The 13,899-nt window shown below is 67.0% G+C and carries 13 protein-coding genes; 8 read left to right on the forward strand and 5 right to left on the reverse strand.

Annotated features, from left to right (window positions below; genetic code table 11):
* Positions 1 to 3 precede the first annotated feature (3 nt).
* Genes VJV41_RS01470 through VJV41_RS01480 form a run of 3 tightly spaced genes read right to left on the reverse strand, consistent with a single transcriptional unit; the run spans position 4 to position 2,404 of the window.
* The gene (locus VJV41_RS01470) at positions 4 to 819 is read right to left on the reverse strand and encodes an HAD family hydrolase (protein WP_325330356.1); all 816 of its coding nucleotides are present in this window, start codon (positions 817 to 819) and stop codon (positions 4 to 6) included.
* A 31-nt stretch (positions 820 to 850) separates the two neighbouring features.
* On the reverse strand, positions 851 to 1,612 hold the full coding sequence (locus tag VJV41_RS01475) for a lysophospholipid acyltransferase family protein (RefSeq protein WP_325330358.1): 762 nt from the start codon (positions 1,610 to 1,612) through the stop codon (positions 851 to 853).
* A gap of 3 nt (positions 1,613 to 1,615) precedes the next feature.
* Positions 1,616 to 2,404 carry a 1-acyl-sn-glycerol-3-phosphate acyltransferase gene (locus VJV41_RS01480; RefSeq protein WP_325330360.1) on the reverse strand — a complete coding sequence of 263 codons (789 nt, stop codon included), beginning with the start codon at positions 2,402 to 2,404 and terminating at the stop codon, positions 1,616 to 1,618.
* A 55-nt stretch (positions 2,405 to 2,459) separates the two neighbouring features.
* On the opposite strand from VJV41_RS01480, the gene VJV41_RS01485 reads away from it, so the two are divergent.
* The 3 genes from VJV41_RS01485 to VJV41_RS01495 are packed head-to-tail and all read left to right on the forward strand — an operon-like array spanning position 2,460 to position 5,133.
* Complete coding sequence (locus tag VJV41_RS01485) at positions 2,460 to 3,200, forward strand: aminoglycoside 3'-phosphotransferase (protein WP_325330362.1); 741 nt, start codon at positions 2,460 to 2,462, stop codon at positions 3,198 to 3,200.
* A 38-nt stretch (positions 3,201 to 3,238) separates the two neighbouring features.
* Positions 3,239 to 4,801, forward strand: coding sequence for an MBL fold metallo-hydrolase (locus tag VJV41_RS01490; protein WP_325330364.1), 1,563 nt, complete (start codon positions 3,239 to 3,241; stop codon positions 4,799 to 4,801).
* The gene (locus tag VJV41_RS01495; protein WP_325330366.1) at positions 4,798 to 5,133 is read left to right on the forward strand and encodes a hypothetical protein; all 336 of its coding nucleotides are present in this window, start codon (positions 4,798 to 4,800) and stop codon (positions 5,131 to 5,133) included. Before VJV41_RS01490 ends, VJV41_RS01495 begins: the two co-directional genes overlap by 4 nt.
* Here the strand turns inward: VJV41_RS01495 and serS are convergent.
* Positions 5,130 to 6,389 carry a serine--tRNA ligase gene (gene serS, locus VJV41_RS01500; RefSeq protein ID WP_325330368.1) on the reverse strand — a complete coding sequence of 420 codons (1,260 nt, stop codon included), beginning with the start codon at positions 6,387 to 6,389 and terminating at the stop codon, positions 5,130 to 5,132. The genes VJV41_RS01495 and serS overlap by 4 nt on opposite strands.
* 147 nt (positions 6,390 to 6,536) lie before the next feature.
* Here serS and VJV41_RS01505 point away from each other — a divergent pair, with 147 nt between their 5' ends.
* Positions 6,537 to 7,919, forward strand: coding sequence for a septum formation family protein (locus tag VJV41_RS01505; RefSeq protein WP_325330370.1), 1,383 nt, complete (start codon positions 6,537 to 6,539; stop codon positions 7,917 to 7,919).
* A gap of 4 nt (positions 7,920 to 7,923) precedes the next feature.
* On the forward strand, positions 7,924 to 8,274 hold the full coding sequence (locus VJV41_RS01510; protein ID WP_325330372.1) for a metallopeptidase family protein: 351 nt from the start codon (positions 7,924 to 7,926) through the stop codon (positions 8,272 to 8,274).
* Here VJV41_RS01510 and ptsP read toward each other — a convergent pair whose 3' ends face one another.
* Positions 8,275 to 10,056: a phosphoenolpyruvate--protein phosphotransferase gene (ptsP, locus tag VJV41_RS01515; protein WP_325330374.1), complete on the reverse strand. Its 1,782-nt coding sequence runs from the start codon at positions 10,054 to 10,056 to the stop codon at positions 8,275 to 8,277. It lies immediately after the preceding gene.
* A gap of 42 nt (positions 10,057 to 10,098) precedes the next feature.
* Here ptsP and VJV41_RS01520 point away from each other — a divergent pair, with 42 nt between their 5' ends.
* From VJV41_RS01520 to VJV41_RS01530, 3 genes are read left to right on the forward strand one after another with little or no spacing between them, the layout of a single operon-like run.
* A complete protein-coding gene (locus VJV41_RS01520) occupies positions 10,099 to 10,866 on the forward strand; it encodes a DeoR/GlpR family DNA-binding transcription regulator (RefSeq protein WP_325330376.1) in 768 nt (255 codons plus the stop codon).
* A complete protein-coding gene (locus VJV41_RS01525; RefSeq protein WP_325330378.1) occupies positions 10,863 to 11,840 on the forward strand; it encodes a 1-phosphofructokinase in 978 nt (325 codons plus the stop codon). Before VJV41_RS01520 ends, VJV41_RS01525 begins: the two co-directional genes overlap by 4 nt.
* A 21-nt stretch (positions 11,841 to 11,861) precedes the next feature.
* Entirely contained in the window at positions 11,862 to 13,892 is a 2,031-nt protein-coding gene (locus tag VJV41_RS01530) for a fructose-specific PTS transporter subunit EIIC (protein WP_325330380.1), read from the forward strand.
* Positions 13,893 to 13,899: the final 7 nt, after the last annotated feature.

The following is a 13,899-nucleotide window of genomic DNA, read 5'->3' on the forward strand; positions in this document are numbered from 1 at the left end:
GCGTCACAGCCACCAGCGTTCGAGGACGCGGGCGACGCCGTCGTCGGAGTTGGACGCCGTGACCTCATTAGCGGCGGCCACCGCATCCGGATGCGCATTGCCCATCGCCACCCCGAGACCCGCCCAGCGCAGCATCGGCACGTCGTTTGGCATGTCGCCGAAGGCCACGATGTCCTCGGCCGTGATGCCCAGCGGATGGGCCAGCTCCTCGACGCCGGTCGCCTTGCTGACGCCCAACGGCACGACCTCCACGAGGCCATTGTTCGTCGAGTAGGTGATATCTCCTTCGAGTCCAATGTGTTTGACCAACTCAGCGGCCATATCCGAACTGCGAGCACCGGCCTTGCGGATGAGCAGCTTGACTGCGGGTGCAGCCAGTAGATCCTCGAGGGATACCTCGGTGTTGTCCGGATTGAGCCAGGCGTGCTCGTAGCCCGGCGAGCTTACGAACTGTGGCGTCGCCGCGTCGTGCGCGCTGCGGCCAACCCGCTCGACGGCCAGGCCCGCGCCAGGGATGACGCGCGTCGCAATCTCGGCGAGCTCACACAGCGCGTCGGCGGACAACGTGCGCGCGGACAAGATCCGGTCAGCAGACGCGTCGTAGATCACTGCGCCGTTGGCGCACACAGCCATTGGGGCGAACCCGAGCGCGTCGACCACTGGATGCACCCAGCGTGGTGGACGGCCGGTGGCCAATACGAAATGCGCGCCCGCATCGACGGCTGCCTTGACAGCGGCACGTGTTCGGGCGGTGACCTTTTCGTCGTCGTCAAGCAGCGTGCCGTCCACATCGGAGGCGATCAGAGCAGGCAATGTCATCGCGGCAATCCGCCTTCGCTACTAGCCTGCGTCACCGGCGGCTCTTTGCTTCTCGTTCAGCCCGCCTGCGGGCCCGCTCGGCCAGCTCTCGCTCCTCGAGCACTCTCGCCTCGTCCATCGTCGGCGCGGAGCCACCCATCCGGCGAGGCACCCAGTAGGCACCCTCGGGATGCGGGTATTCCTCCTGGACCCGATGCAGCAGCGCATTCATCGTTTCACGCATCGCCTCGCTCGTCTCGTCGACGGTGTCTGCGGCATCGAGGGGAGTTCCCACCGCGACGGCAACCGGAATCTTGTTGCGCCCCATATTCCTTGGATGATCCTTGGTCCAGCGCCGCTGGGCACCCCATACGATCATCGGGACGATCGGCACATGGGCGTCGTGCGCCATTCGCGCCGCGCCGCTCTTGAACTCCTTGAGCTCGAAGCTGCGGCTGATGGTGGCTTCGGGATACATACCGACAATCTCGCCGGCCTTGAGTCGCTCCACCGCCACGGCGTACGCGCCTCCCCCCGCCCTGCGGTCCACCGGAATGGTCCCGGAATGCTTGATCAGAAAGTTGACGACCTTCACATCCTGCATTTCGGTCTTGATCATGAACCGCATCCGACGGTGCCGGTGATATGCCGCCAGCGCCGCGGGCCACCAGTCGACATAACTCGTGTGGTTGATCCCGATCACGGCGCCGCCGCGTTCGGGGATGTTTTCCAGACCCTGGTAGGTGATTTTGGTCCCGATGGCCTTTGTCGCCAGGCTGACGGCAATCTCCAGCGTGCGGAAGACCGGCTCCATCGGCTACCCCGGCGCCCCGGTCGGATCAGCCCGTTGCGCCCGCCTCGCAGCTTTCGCTTGTGCCTTCTGGATGGCCTCTTCGGCGTCCATCCTGTTGGCTTCGGCCAGCGAGGGCGCTCCGCCACCTAAGCGGTGCGGCACCCAGTACTCGCCGGGCGGATACGGGCCGTAGGCGTCCTGTACCTGCTCGAGCAGATGCTGCATCCGCGAATGCAACAGCGCCGTCAGCTCCTGGGCCGGCAGCGTCGGAGCGATCGGCTCCCCGACGGCCACCGAGATCGGGACCTTCGGGCGCCGCAGGTTCTTCGGGTGCCCCTTGGTCCAGATGCGTTGGGCGCCCCACACGATGTGCGGCACGATCGGCACGTCGGCGGCGATCGCCATGCGGGCCGCTCCTGACTTGAACTCCTTGATCTCGAAGCTGCGACTGATCGTCGCCTCCGGGTAGACGCCCACGAGCTCGCCGGCCTTGAGAGCGAGGCAGGCCTGTTCGAAGGATGCCGCGCCGCTGTCGCGGTCCACTTCGATATGTCGCAGGCTGCGCATGATTGGGCCGGTGATCTTGTGGTCGAATACCTCTTTCTTAGCCATGAACCGAACCTTGCGGCCAAGGTGCTGCTTGTAAGCGGGCAGCCCCGCGAAGGTGAAGTCGAAGTAGCTGGTGTGGTTGATTGCGACCACGGCCCCGCCCGTACGGGGCAGGTTCTCAACGCCGGTAACGGTGAACTTCAACCCCTGCAGCCGCCACGCCAGGCGGGCGAGTTGAATGACTGTCCCGTACACCGGTTCCACAGCCGCAAGCGTAGTGCGCCGCAGCCCTTCGCAGTAGCCGGGCAGACTGGCGCTCGTGAGCATCCCTGTCGACGCCGTACCGCTCCCCGACATCGTCATGCACATCGCCGCCGGACGCTCCGTCACTCCTGCGTGGGCCAACGAGATCGGCGGCCTGACCTTCCAGGTCGGCGACGGAGCCGGCCGCGAATTCGTCAAGGTGGCCCCGCCACATCCGGAGGCCGACCTGCACTGCGAGGCCGCCAAGCTGCGCTGGGCGGCTCGATATCTGACCGTTCCCCACGTGCTCGGCGTCGGACGAGACGGTGCACTGGCATGGCTACACACGTCCGGACTATCCGGCCGCTCGGCGGTGGACCCGCACTGGATGGCCCACCCGCGCCCGGCCGTGCGGGCGATCGCCACCGGACTACGAGCGATGCACGACCGCCTGCCCGTCGACTCCTGTCCCTACACCTGGTCGGTGCCCAGTCGGCTGTCCTGCCTGTCGGAATCTGCAAGCCGAGGGCTCCCCGAGCCGCCGCCCGTCGACAAGCTGGTGGTCTGTCACGGTGACGCATGTGCGCCGAACACGTTGATCGATGACGACGGCCAGTGGTGCGGGCATGTCGACTTCGGTGATCTTGGCATCGCGGACCGGTGGGCCGACCTCGCGGTTGCCGAGTGGTCGCTGGGTTTCAACTACGGCGGCCAGTGGCGCACCGACTTCTTCGAGGCGTACGGCATCGAGCCCGACGAGGAGAGGCTCGCGTACTACCTCGCCCTGTGGAACGCCGGTGACATCTCGTCCCGTTAAGCTCGAACCGTCCTCCCCATCCAGCCGAAAGGGCATTTGTGCAGGTCACCAGCGTCGGGCACGCCGGTTTCCGGATCGACACCAAGGCCGGAAGCATCCTGTGCGACCCCTGGGTCAACCCGGCGTACTTTGCATCGTGGTTCCCGTTCCCGGACAACAGCCAGCTGGACTGGAACGCGTTGGGCGACGTGGACTACCTCTACGTCTCGCACCTTCATAAGGACCACTTCGATCCCAAGAACCTGCGGGAGCACGTCAACAAGGACGCCGTCGTCCTGCTGCCCGATTTCCCCGTGCCGGACCTGCAGCGCGAACTCGAACAGCTGGGCTTCCACCGGTTCTTCGAGACGACGGACTCGGTGAAGCATCGCGTCAGCGGGCCGAAGGGCGACCTCGACGTGATGGTCATCGCGTTGCGTGCGCCCGCCGACGGCCCGATCGGCGACTCGGGTCTGGTGGTCGACGACGGCGAGACGGTCTGCTTCAACATGAACGACGCGCGGCCGGTCGACCTGGACATGCTGCACGCGGATTTCGGCCACGTCGACGTGCACATGCTGCAGTACTCGGGTGCGATCTGGTATCCGATGGTCTACGACATGCCGGCCCGCGCCAAGGAGGCGTTCGGAATCCAGAAGCGGCAGCGCCAGATGGATCGCTGCCGGCAATACATCGCACAGGTCGGAGCGACGTGGGTGATCCCGTCGGCCGGGCCGCCGTGTTTCCTCGACGCCGAGTTGCGCGACCTCAACGACGATCACGGCGATCCCGCGAACATCTTCCCCGACCAGGTGGTTTTTCTGGACCAGATGCGGGCGCATGGCCATGACGGCGGGCTGCTGATGGTCCCCGGCTCTGCAGCGGATTTCACTGGGCCGCAGCTGAATTCGCTGGAGCATCCGTTGCCCGACGATGAGGTGCGGGCGATCTTCACCACCGGCAAGGCCGCCTACATCGCCGACTACGCCGAACGGATGGCGCCGGTGCTGGCCGCGGAGAAGGCAGGCTGGGCACCGTCGGCGGGTGAACCACTGCTGGAGCCGCTGCGCGCGGCGTTCGAGCCGATCATGATTCAAAGCGACCAGATCTGCGACGGCATCGGATATCCCGTCGAACTGCGGCTACGGGGCCGAGGCCATCAGGAAACCATAGTGCTGGACTTCCCGAAACGCGCTGTCCGCGAACCGATTCCGGACGAGAAGTTCCGCTACGGGTTCGCGATCGCGCCCGAGCTTGTGCGCACCGTGCTGCGGGACAACGAGCCGGACTGGGTCAACACCATCTTCTTGTCCACCCGTTTCAGCGCGTGGCGGGTCGGCGGCTACAACGAATACCTGTACACGTTCTTTAAATGCTTGACCGACGAACGCATCGCCTACGCCGACGGCTGGTTCGCCGAAGCACACGACGACACCGCGTCAATCGCCTTGGACGGCTGGGAGATTCAGCGCCGCTGTCCTCACCTGAAGGCTGACCTGTCGAAGTTCGGCGTGGTGGAGGGCAGCACGCTGACGTGCAATCTGCATGGCTGGCAGTGGAACCTCGAGAACGGCCGCTGCCTCACCACCAAGGGACACCAGCTGAGGTCCGAGCGGATATGACGGCCCCGCGACAGTATTACGACGACGGCCTGATCCAGCTGGACCGCGAGGCGATCACGTTGCGGCGCTACCACTTCCCGTCGGGCACCTCGAAGGTGATCCCACTGCGGTCGATTCGCGGGTACAAGGCCGAACCGCTGGGGCTGTTCACGCATCGATGGCGGATCTGGGGCAGCTCGGATCTGCGCCGCTGGCTGCCGTTGGACGTATGGCGCCCGATCAAGTCCACGCTTGTGACGCTCGATGTGCCGGGTGTTCGGCCACGGCCCGCGTTCACGCCCCAGCGACCCAAGGAGTTTTTGGCCAGGCTCGACGAGCTGCTGGCTCCTTAGCCTTTCGGCTCGAGCACGTCGGTTCCGACGAACGGCACCAATGCTTTTGGAACGCGCACGCTGCCGTCGGGCTGCTGATGGTTCTCCAGGATCGCCACCAGCCAACGGGTCGTCGCCAGCGTCCCGTTGAGCGTCGCCGCTGTCTGCGGTTTGCCGTTCTCGTCGCGGTAGCGCACCGCGAGCCGGCGCGCCTGGAACGACGTGCAGTTCGAAGTCGACGTGAGTTCGCGGTAGGTCTGTTGCGTCGGAATCCACGCCTCGCAGTCGAACTTGCGTGCAGCAGACGAACCCAGATCGCCTGCGGCGATGTCGATCACGCGGTAGGGCACCTCGATCTGGGCCAGCATTCGGCGCTGCCAGTCCAGCAGCCGTTGGTGCTCAGCCTCGGCCTCGTCGGGCTTGCAATAGACGAAACCCTCGACCTTGTCGAACTGGTGCACGCGAATGATTCCGCGGGTGTCCTTGCCATGGCTTCCTGCCTCGCGGCGGAAGCACGACGACCACCCGGCGTAGCGGAGCGGCCCGCCGGACAGGTCGAGAATCTCGTCGGCGTGGTATCCGGCAAGCGGAACCTCGGAGGTGCCGACGAGATAGAGGTCGTCGGCTTCGATCCGATACACCTCTTCGCTGTGGGCACCGAGGAATCCAGTGCCCGCCATCACTTCCGGCCGCACGAGCACCGGCGGGATGACGAGTGTGAAGCCGCTTTCGGTGGCTAGTCGCACTGCGAGCTGCAAAAGACCCAGCTGCAGAAGCGCACCGGCACCGGTGAGGAAGTAGAAGCGCGACCCGGACACCTTGGCGCCGCGTTCGAGGTCGATCAGGCCGAGGGCCTCGCCGAGCTCGACGTGGTCCTTGGGGTTGTCGACACCCCGGGGTTCACCGACCGTGTCGAGAACCACGAAGTCGTCCTCACCGCCTGCAGGTACGCCGTCGATGATGACATTGGAGATCGCCATATACGCTGTGGTGAATGCCTTTTCGGCGTCTGCCTGCTTGGCTTCTGCGGCCTTGACCTCCTCGGCGAGATCCTTGGCCCGTGCCAGCAGCGCCGGCCGCTCGTCGGGCGACGCCTTGCCCACCTGCTTGCTCGCGGCCTTCTGCTCGGCCCGCATGTTGTCGGCGGCCGAGACCGCGGCCCGCCGTGCGGCGTCGGCTTCGGCGAGCGCGTCGACGAGGCCCGGGTCTTCTCCGCGGGCACGTTGCGACGCGCGCACCACGTCCGGGTTTTCGCGCAGCATCTTGAGGTCGATCACGGGCGCAACCCTACTTTTCGTGGTGCGTCGTGCTCGGGCTGCCCCTGCGAGTACTCGGTATCGACGCACCTGTCAATTGGCGCTGGAGCACAACCTCATAACATTACAACTGCATCACTTGTCACAGCGCCCGACACGCCTGTCACAATGGAGCGGATGTTGGAGGCACCCGAGCGCGAGGAAGTGCTCGCCGAGAACGACGAACAGCCGTCGGAGCGCGCGGCGTGGTGGCAGAGTCTGCAGGCCGCGTCGACGCGCCGCGCGCTGCTGTTGACCGCACTCGGCGGGCTGCTCATCGCGGGGGTCATCACAGCGCTGCCGCAGAGTGAAAACGCCGTGCCGGGCCTGAACAACAACGCGATTTCGCTCGGCCCCCGCGGCAACGACACGTTCAACCACGCCAAAAACGGCGACTGCCTGAACTGGCCCGAACGCACCCCGGATGCCGCCCAGCTCGTCGACTGCCGCGACGATCACCGTTTCGAGGTCGCCGAGTCGGTGGATATGCGGACTTTCCCGGGCAGCGAGTACGGCCCCGACGCGGCGCCGCCGTCGGCCGCGCGTATCCAGCAGATCAGCCAGGAGCAGTGCTCGGCCGCCGTGAAGCGGTACCTGGGCGCCCGCTTCGATCCAAACAGCCGCTTCACAACCTCGATGCTGTGGTCGGGTGACAAGGCCTGGCGTCAAAACGGTGAGCGACGCATGCTGTGTGGTCTACAGCTGCCGGGTCCGAACAACCAGCAGCTGACGTTCAAGGGCAAGGTCGCCGACGTCGACCAGTCAAAGGTGTGGCCCGCGGGTACGTGTCTCGGCATCGACCCGAGCACCAACCAGCCCACCGACATCCCCGTCGACTGCGCAGCGCCGCACGCGATGGAAGTGACGGGCGCCGTCAACCTGGCCGAGAAGTTCCCGACTGCGCTCCCGGCCGAACCCGACCAAGACGCCTTCATCAAGGACACCTGCACCAGGATGACGGACTCCTATCTCGCCCCGATCCAGCTGCGTAGCACCACGTTGACGCTGATTTACAGCACCATCTCGCTGCCGAGCTGGTCGGCCGGAAGCCACCAGGTGTCGTGCAGCATCGGCGCCACGCTTGGCAACGGCGGCTGGTCGACGCTGCTGAACAGCGCCAAGGGCCCGCTGATGATCAACGGACAGCCGCCCATCGCGCCACCCGACATCCCGGAGGAGCGGCTGAACCTGCCGTCGATCCCGATTCCCGACGAGCCAGTGGACACTTCCAGCCAGGTGACCAACAGCCAGACCACCGATCAGGGTCAGCAGACCCAGCACATGCCGCAGCAGTCGACGGGTACGACGACCACCCAGACCACATCTGCAACGCCCGCGCCACCTGCGCCGGCCAACACGTTCCTCAACGGCCCACCACCACCGCCCGGACAAGAAGCCCCCGCGCCTGAAGGCGTCGGCGCCCCGCCTGGCCCGGCAGCGCCACCTCCCGGCGACGTAGCACCGCCGCCGGCACCGGTCCAACCGGTGCCACCGCCACTACCGGGGCAGTAACCGCGTGGCCGTGCGGATGAGCCCGCAACGGTTCGACGAACTGGTCTCCGATGCACTTGACCTGATCCCGACAGAGCTCGCGGCGGCCTTCGACAACGTCGTCGTCCTGGTGGAGGACCGCAATCCCGACGAGCCGGACCTGCTCGGCCTGTATCACGGTGTGGCGCTGACAGAACGGGATTCGTGGTACGCCGGCTCGCTGCCGGACACCATCACGATCTACCGCGATGCGCTGCTCGAGGTGTGCGAGGACGAAGCCGAAGTGGTCGACGAGGTGGCGATCACAGTGATCCACGAGATCGCGCACCACTTTGGGATCGACGACGACCGGCTCCACGAGCTCGGCTGGGGTTGATCAGCCCAGGACGGCAAGCGCCGCCGCGCGCGCATCCGTTGCCGTAGCGGTGGACAGCACGGCGTCGGCGGCATCGCGGCACTGCTGCAACGTGACGTGCGCCAGCTTCGCACCGACACCTTGGATCGCGGCGGCGGCCGCAGACAGCGACGTCACACCCAGGCCGGTCAGCACACAGGCCAGCAGCGGGTCGGCGGCTGCCTCCCCGCACACACCGACGGGCTTACCGGCCGCCGCGCCGGCTCGGACCGCCATCGCCACCAAAGCGAGCACGGCCGGCTGCCACGGGTCGGTCAGCGTGGCGAGGTCGGCCGACATCCGGTCGGCGGCCATCGTGTACTGGGCCAGGTCGTTGGTGCCGATCGACAGGAAGTCGACGTGCTCCAGTATGCGGTCGGCCAACAGTGCAGCCGCAGGCACCTCGATCATCACGCCCGCTGTCAGCCCGTGCGAACGCACCTGCGCGGCAAAGTGTTTGGCTTCCGCAGCGGTGGCGATCATCGGCGCCATCACCCACGCATCGTTGCCCGTGCGCTGCGCTGCAGCGGCGACGGCTTGCAGCTGCCGCTCCAGCAGCCCCGGATTGCCCTCCGCGATGCGGATTCCCCGGACGCCCAGCGCGGGGTTGGCTTCCTCGGGGTGGCCGACGAACTTCAGCGGCTTGTCCGAGCCCGCGTCAAGCGTCCTGACCACCACCTTCTGCCCGGAAAACGCGTCGAGCACTTCGGCATAGATGTCGGTCTGCTCCTCGACGCTGGGTTCGGTGTCGCGGTTGAGGAAGCAGAGCTCCGTGCGGAACAGGCCGACGCCCTCGGCGGGGGTATCCCGCGCCGCCCGCGCAGCCGCGCCGTCCTGAACATTGGCCAGGATCGCGACCGCGTGGCCATCGGCCGTCGCGCCCGGGCCCGCCCAATGCGCGGCCAGTTCGGCTTCGCGGCGTGACTGAGCCACGGCCTGGGCTGCGGCGGCCTCGTCAGGGGACACGGTCACCGTGCCGAGTGTGCCGTCGACGAGCACCATTGTGCCCGCGGCGACGGCATCCAGTCCGTCGACGGCTACAACACAGGGGATGCCGAGCTGACGGGCGATGATCGCGGTGTGGCTGGTCGGCCCGCCGAGCGTGGTGGCCAGTGCGACAACAAGATTGGGGTCCAGGCCGGCGGTGTCGGCAGGCGCGAGGTCCTCGGCGCACAGGATCGACGGCGTGGCGGGCAGTGGCACACCGGGCTCGGGAAGGCCGGACAGTTCGGCGATCACCCGGTCGCGGATGTCCTGCAGATCGGTGACCCGTTCGGCCATCAGCCCGCCGAGTTGCGTGAACATGTCGACGAACTGCTCGACCGCCGCAGCCACAGCGCACACGGCGGGCGTGCCTTCTTTGATTCGCTTCTCGGCGGCACCGAGCCACGCCCGATCCTGCGCGAGCGTCGCGGTGGCGGCCAGCACCTCGGACGCGGCTCCTGTTGCGTGCGCGGCGCGGTCCCGCAGCCGGTTGGCGACCGCAGTGGCGGCAGCGGCGAAGCGGGCCGCCTCGGCTGGACGGTCGGTTTCGTCGACGTCGGGCGACGCAGACTCGTCGACCACCGGCAGCCGGCCGGGCCGGATGACTGGCGCGTATTGGACGCCGGCGACCACCGGCACACCACGAAGAACGGTGCCGGCCGGGAATTGGCCGACCGCGCTGTCCGACGGGAGTGAGGTAGACGGAGACGAGGTCGACATGTGAATCAGGTTACAAGAATATCTTGACAAGTCAACAGGAACGGTAGTAAAACCAAACATAACCAAATCAATTCGGGCCGATACCCACATAAACGGAGCGCCATGTACGCCGAAGAGCGTCAACAAGCGATCGCCTCGCTGGTGATCAGCAAGGGCCGTGCCTCGGTGGCCGAGTTGGCGCAGGCCTACGACGTCACGACGGAGACGGTCAGGCGCGACCTCGCAGTCCTGGACCGGGCAGGGGTGTTGCGGCGCGTGCACGGCGGCGCCGTTCCCGTCCGCGCATTGCACCTCGTCGAGACCGGAGTCGGTGAGCGCGAAACCACCCGCGCCGAATACAAGGACGCCATCGCGGCCGCCGCCGCCGAGTTCTTTCCGCTCAGTGGAGCCAGCGTCTTGCTCGACGCCGGGACGACCACCGCGCGGATAGCGGCGCAGTTACCCGCCGACCGCGAGCTTGTGGTGGTGACGAACTCGGTGCCCATCGCAGCCCGGCTTGCGGCCATGCCGTCGGTATCCCTGCAACTGCTCGGTGGCCGCGTGCGTGGTCTCACCCAGGCGGCCGTCGGCGAGCAGACACTGCGCGTGCTCGACACGTTGCGCGTCGACATCGCATTCATCGGCACCAACGCCATCAGCGTCGGCCACGGCCTGTCCACACCGGACAGCGACGAGGCGGCTGTTAAGCGTGCCATGGTGCGTGCCGCCAATTACGTTGTGGTGGCAGCTGACTCGTCGAAGATCGGTCGCGAGGACTTCGTCAGCTTCGCGCCGATCTCCAGCATCGACACGCTCATCACGGACTCTGAGATCGGCGACGGGGATCGGGAGCAATTCATACAGCAGGGTGTAGAGGTCGTGGTCGCATGATCGTCACCGTCACACCAAACCCGAGCATCGACCGCACCGTCACGCTGACGGTGCCGCTCACCCGCGGTGTGGTGCACCGGGTTTCGTCGGTCAGCACTGAGCCCGGCGGCAAGGGCGTGAATGTGACGCGGACGCTGACGCTGGCCGGGGTGGACAGCGTCGCATTGCTGCCCGCTCCTGAGAGCGATCCACTGATCGCCGCGCTGCACGCCAGTGCCATACCATTCCAGTGCGTGCCGTCCACCGAGGCGGTGCGGACCAATCTGGCGATCACCGAACATGACGGCACCACAACCAAACTCAACGAGCCGGGTGCAACTCTCGATCCTGCGGTCGTCGACGCACTCACCCGTGCGGTGATCGCGAACGCAGAGCGGGCCTCATGGGTGGTGCTGTCCGGATCCCTTCCGCCCGGCATGCCGGACGGCTGGTACGCCTACGTGGTCGCACGGCTCGCGCCGTACCCGTGCCGCGTCGCGGTCGACACCTCGGACGGCCCGTTGTCGGCGCTGGTGGAGTCGTTCGGCCGAGCCGCGCCGGATCTGATCAAGCCGAATGCCGAGGAACTGGCCGGCGTGCTCGGCTACTCGCCGCAGGCATTGGAAGCGGCCGTCGGACAAGGAGATCCAGAGCCCGTTGTGTCGGCGGCACGTGAGCTGGTGGACCGTGGCGCCCGGGCGGTGCTCGCCACACTGGGTGCCGCGGGCGCCGTGCTCGTCGACGAGACCGGCAGCTGGATGGCTACACCAGGACCGATCGTCCCGTGCAGCACAGTCGGCGCCGGCGACGCCTCCCTGGCGGGATACCTCCGAGCCGAGGTGGGCGGCAACGTTCCCCCGCAGCGCCTCCAGATGGCGGTGGCGTACGGCAGCGCGGCGGCGTCGCTGCCCGGCTCTGCTCTGCCCACACCCGCCCAGATCGACCTCGATTCCGTTCGGGTCACCACGATTTCGCCGACTCCGGCCACCTCGTAACAACCACACGAAAGTATCGCCATGACACGCTCAGCCGCTTCACAGCCGATCATCAACACCGATCTGGTTCTGCTCGACATCGATATGGAGGGGGCTGCCGGAGGCGACAAGCGGGCGGTCATCGGCCGGCTGGTCAACCGGCTCGCCGACGCCGGTCGCACCACCGACGCCGAAGGCCTGCTCGCCGCCGCGATGGCGCGCGAGGAGCAGTCGGCCACCGGTCTGCCCGGCGGCATCGCGATCCCGCATTGCCGATCGCCGTATGTCGACACCGCCTCGATCGGGTTCGCGAGACTGAACCCGGCCGTCGACTTCGGTGCACCCGACGGTCCGGCCGACCTGGCGTTCCTGATCGCCGCCCCGGAGGCCGGCGGCGCCGAACACATGAAGCTGCTGTCCAGCCTGGCACGAGCGTTGGTGCGCAAGGACTTCGTCGAGTCGCTGCGCGATGCGTCGACACCCGCCGAGGTGGTCGAGCTGGTGGACAGTGTGGTGAACCCGGTGCCGGCGGCCGAAAAGCCCGCTGCAGAGCCCGCGCAGGCCACGCCCAGGACATTGGTCGCGATCACCGCCTGCCCGACCGGCATCGCCCACACCTACATGGCCGCCGACTCTCTGGTCGCTGCGGCCAAGAAGGCAGGCGCCACACTGCATGTGGAGACGCAGGGGTCGTCCGGCAGCACGCCGCTGTCCGCGTCCACCATCGCGGAGGCGGACGCCGTCATCTTCGCCACCGACGTCGGCGTGAAGGACAAGGGCCGCTTCGCAGGTAAGCCGGTGGTGGCCTCCGGCGTCAAACGCGCTATCAACGAACCCGACAAGATGGTGGCCGAAGCGCTGGCCGCCGCCACCAATCCCGCCGCGCCCCGGGTCCAGGGTGATTCGGGCGCACCCGCAGCTGCCGCCGCTCCGGCAGGCGGGGTCGGATGGGGCACGCGCATCCGGCAGATCCTGCTGACCGGTGTGAGCTACATGATCCCGTTCGTGGCAGCCGGTGGTCTGCTGATCGCACTCGGCTTCCTGTTCGCCGGATACGATATCGCCAACAAGCCTGCGGGACAGTCCGATTCGCTGGGCAAGATCATCGCCAGCACGAACTCGCTGACGAACCTTCCCACGGGTGGTTTCACGCAATACCTCGGCGCGGTGCTGTTCACACTGGGCGGGCTGGCATTCAGCTTCCTGGTGCCGGCGCTGGCCGGATACATCTCGTTCGCGATCGCCGACCGACCCGGCATCGCGCCGGGATTCACCGCGGGTGCGGTGGCCGTCTTCGTCGGCGGCGGCTTCATCGGCGGCATCGTCGGCGGCCTCATCGCGGGATTCACCGCACTGTGGATCAGTCGCATCGCCGCACCGCGGTGGCTCAGAGGCTTGATGCCCGTCGTCGTCATTCCACTGCTCGCGTCGCTGGTCGTCGGCCTGCTGATGTTCATGTTGCTCGGACGTCCGTTGGCCGCCATCACCTCCGGTCTCACTCACTGGCTGGGCGGAATGAGCGGCACCTCCGTCGTCATCCTGGGAATCGTGCTCGGCCTGATGATGTGCTTCGACCTCGGCGGCCCGGTGAACAAGGCGGCCTACGCCTTCGCCACCGCGGGCCTCAACGTTTCCGATCCGGCGTCATTGCGCATCATGGCGGCGGTGATGGCTGCCGGCATGGTTCCTCCGCTTGCCATGGCGCTGGCATCCACGATCCGGCCGGGCCTGTTCACCGAGCCTGAACGGGAAAATGGCAGGGCCGCTTGGCTTCTCGGTGCTTCCTTCATCTCCGAGGGTGCTATCCCGTTCGCGGCGGCCGATCCGTTGCGGGTGATCCCGTCGATGATGTTCGGCGGCGCCGTCACGGGCGCGCTGATCATGGCTTTCGACGTCACGCTGAAGGCCCCGCACGGTGGCATCTTCGTGTTCTTCGCCATCGGACACCTCCTGTGGTTCGTGGTCGCCCTGGCGGTCGGGACTGTGACCGGAGCGCTAGCCGTCATCGCTGCCAAGCAGTTCGTCAAGCCCAGCGTCGAAGCCGAGGAAGCGCCCGCGCTGGCCACCGCGTAGTCCCACA

The sequence above is a fragment of the Mycobacterium sp. genome, assembly GCF_035274705.1.
In the GTDB taxonomy this organism is placed as follows: Bacteria; Actinomycetota; Actinomycetes; order Mycobacteriales; family Mycobacteriaceae; genus Mycobacterium.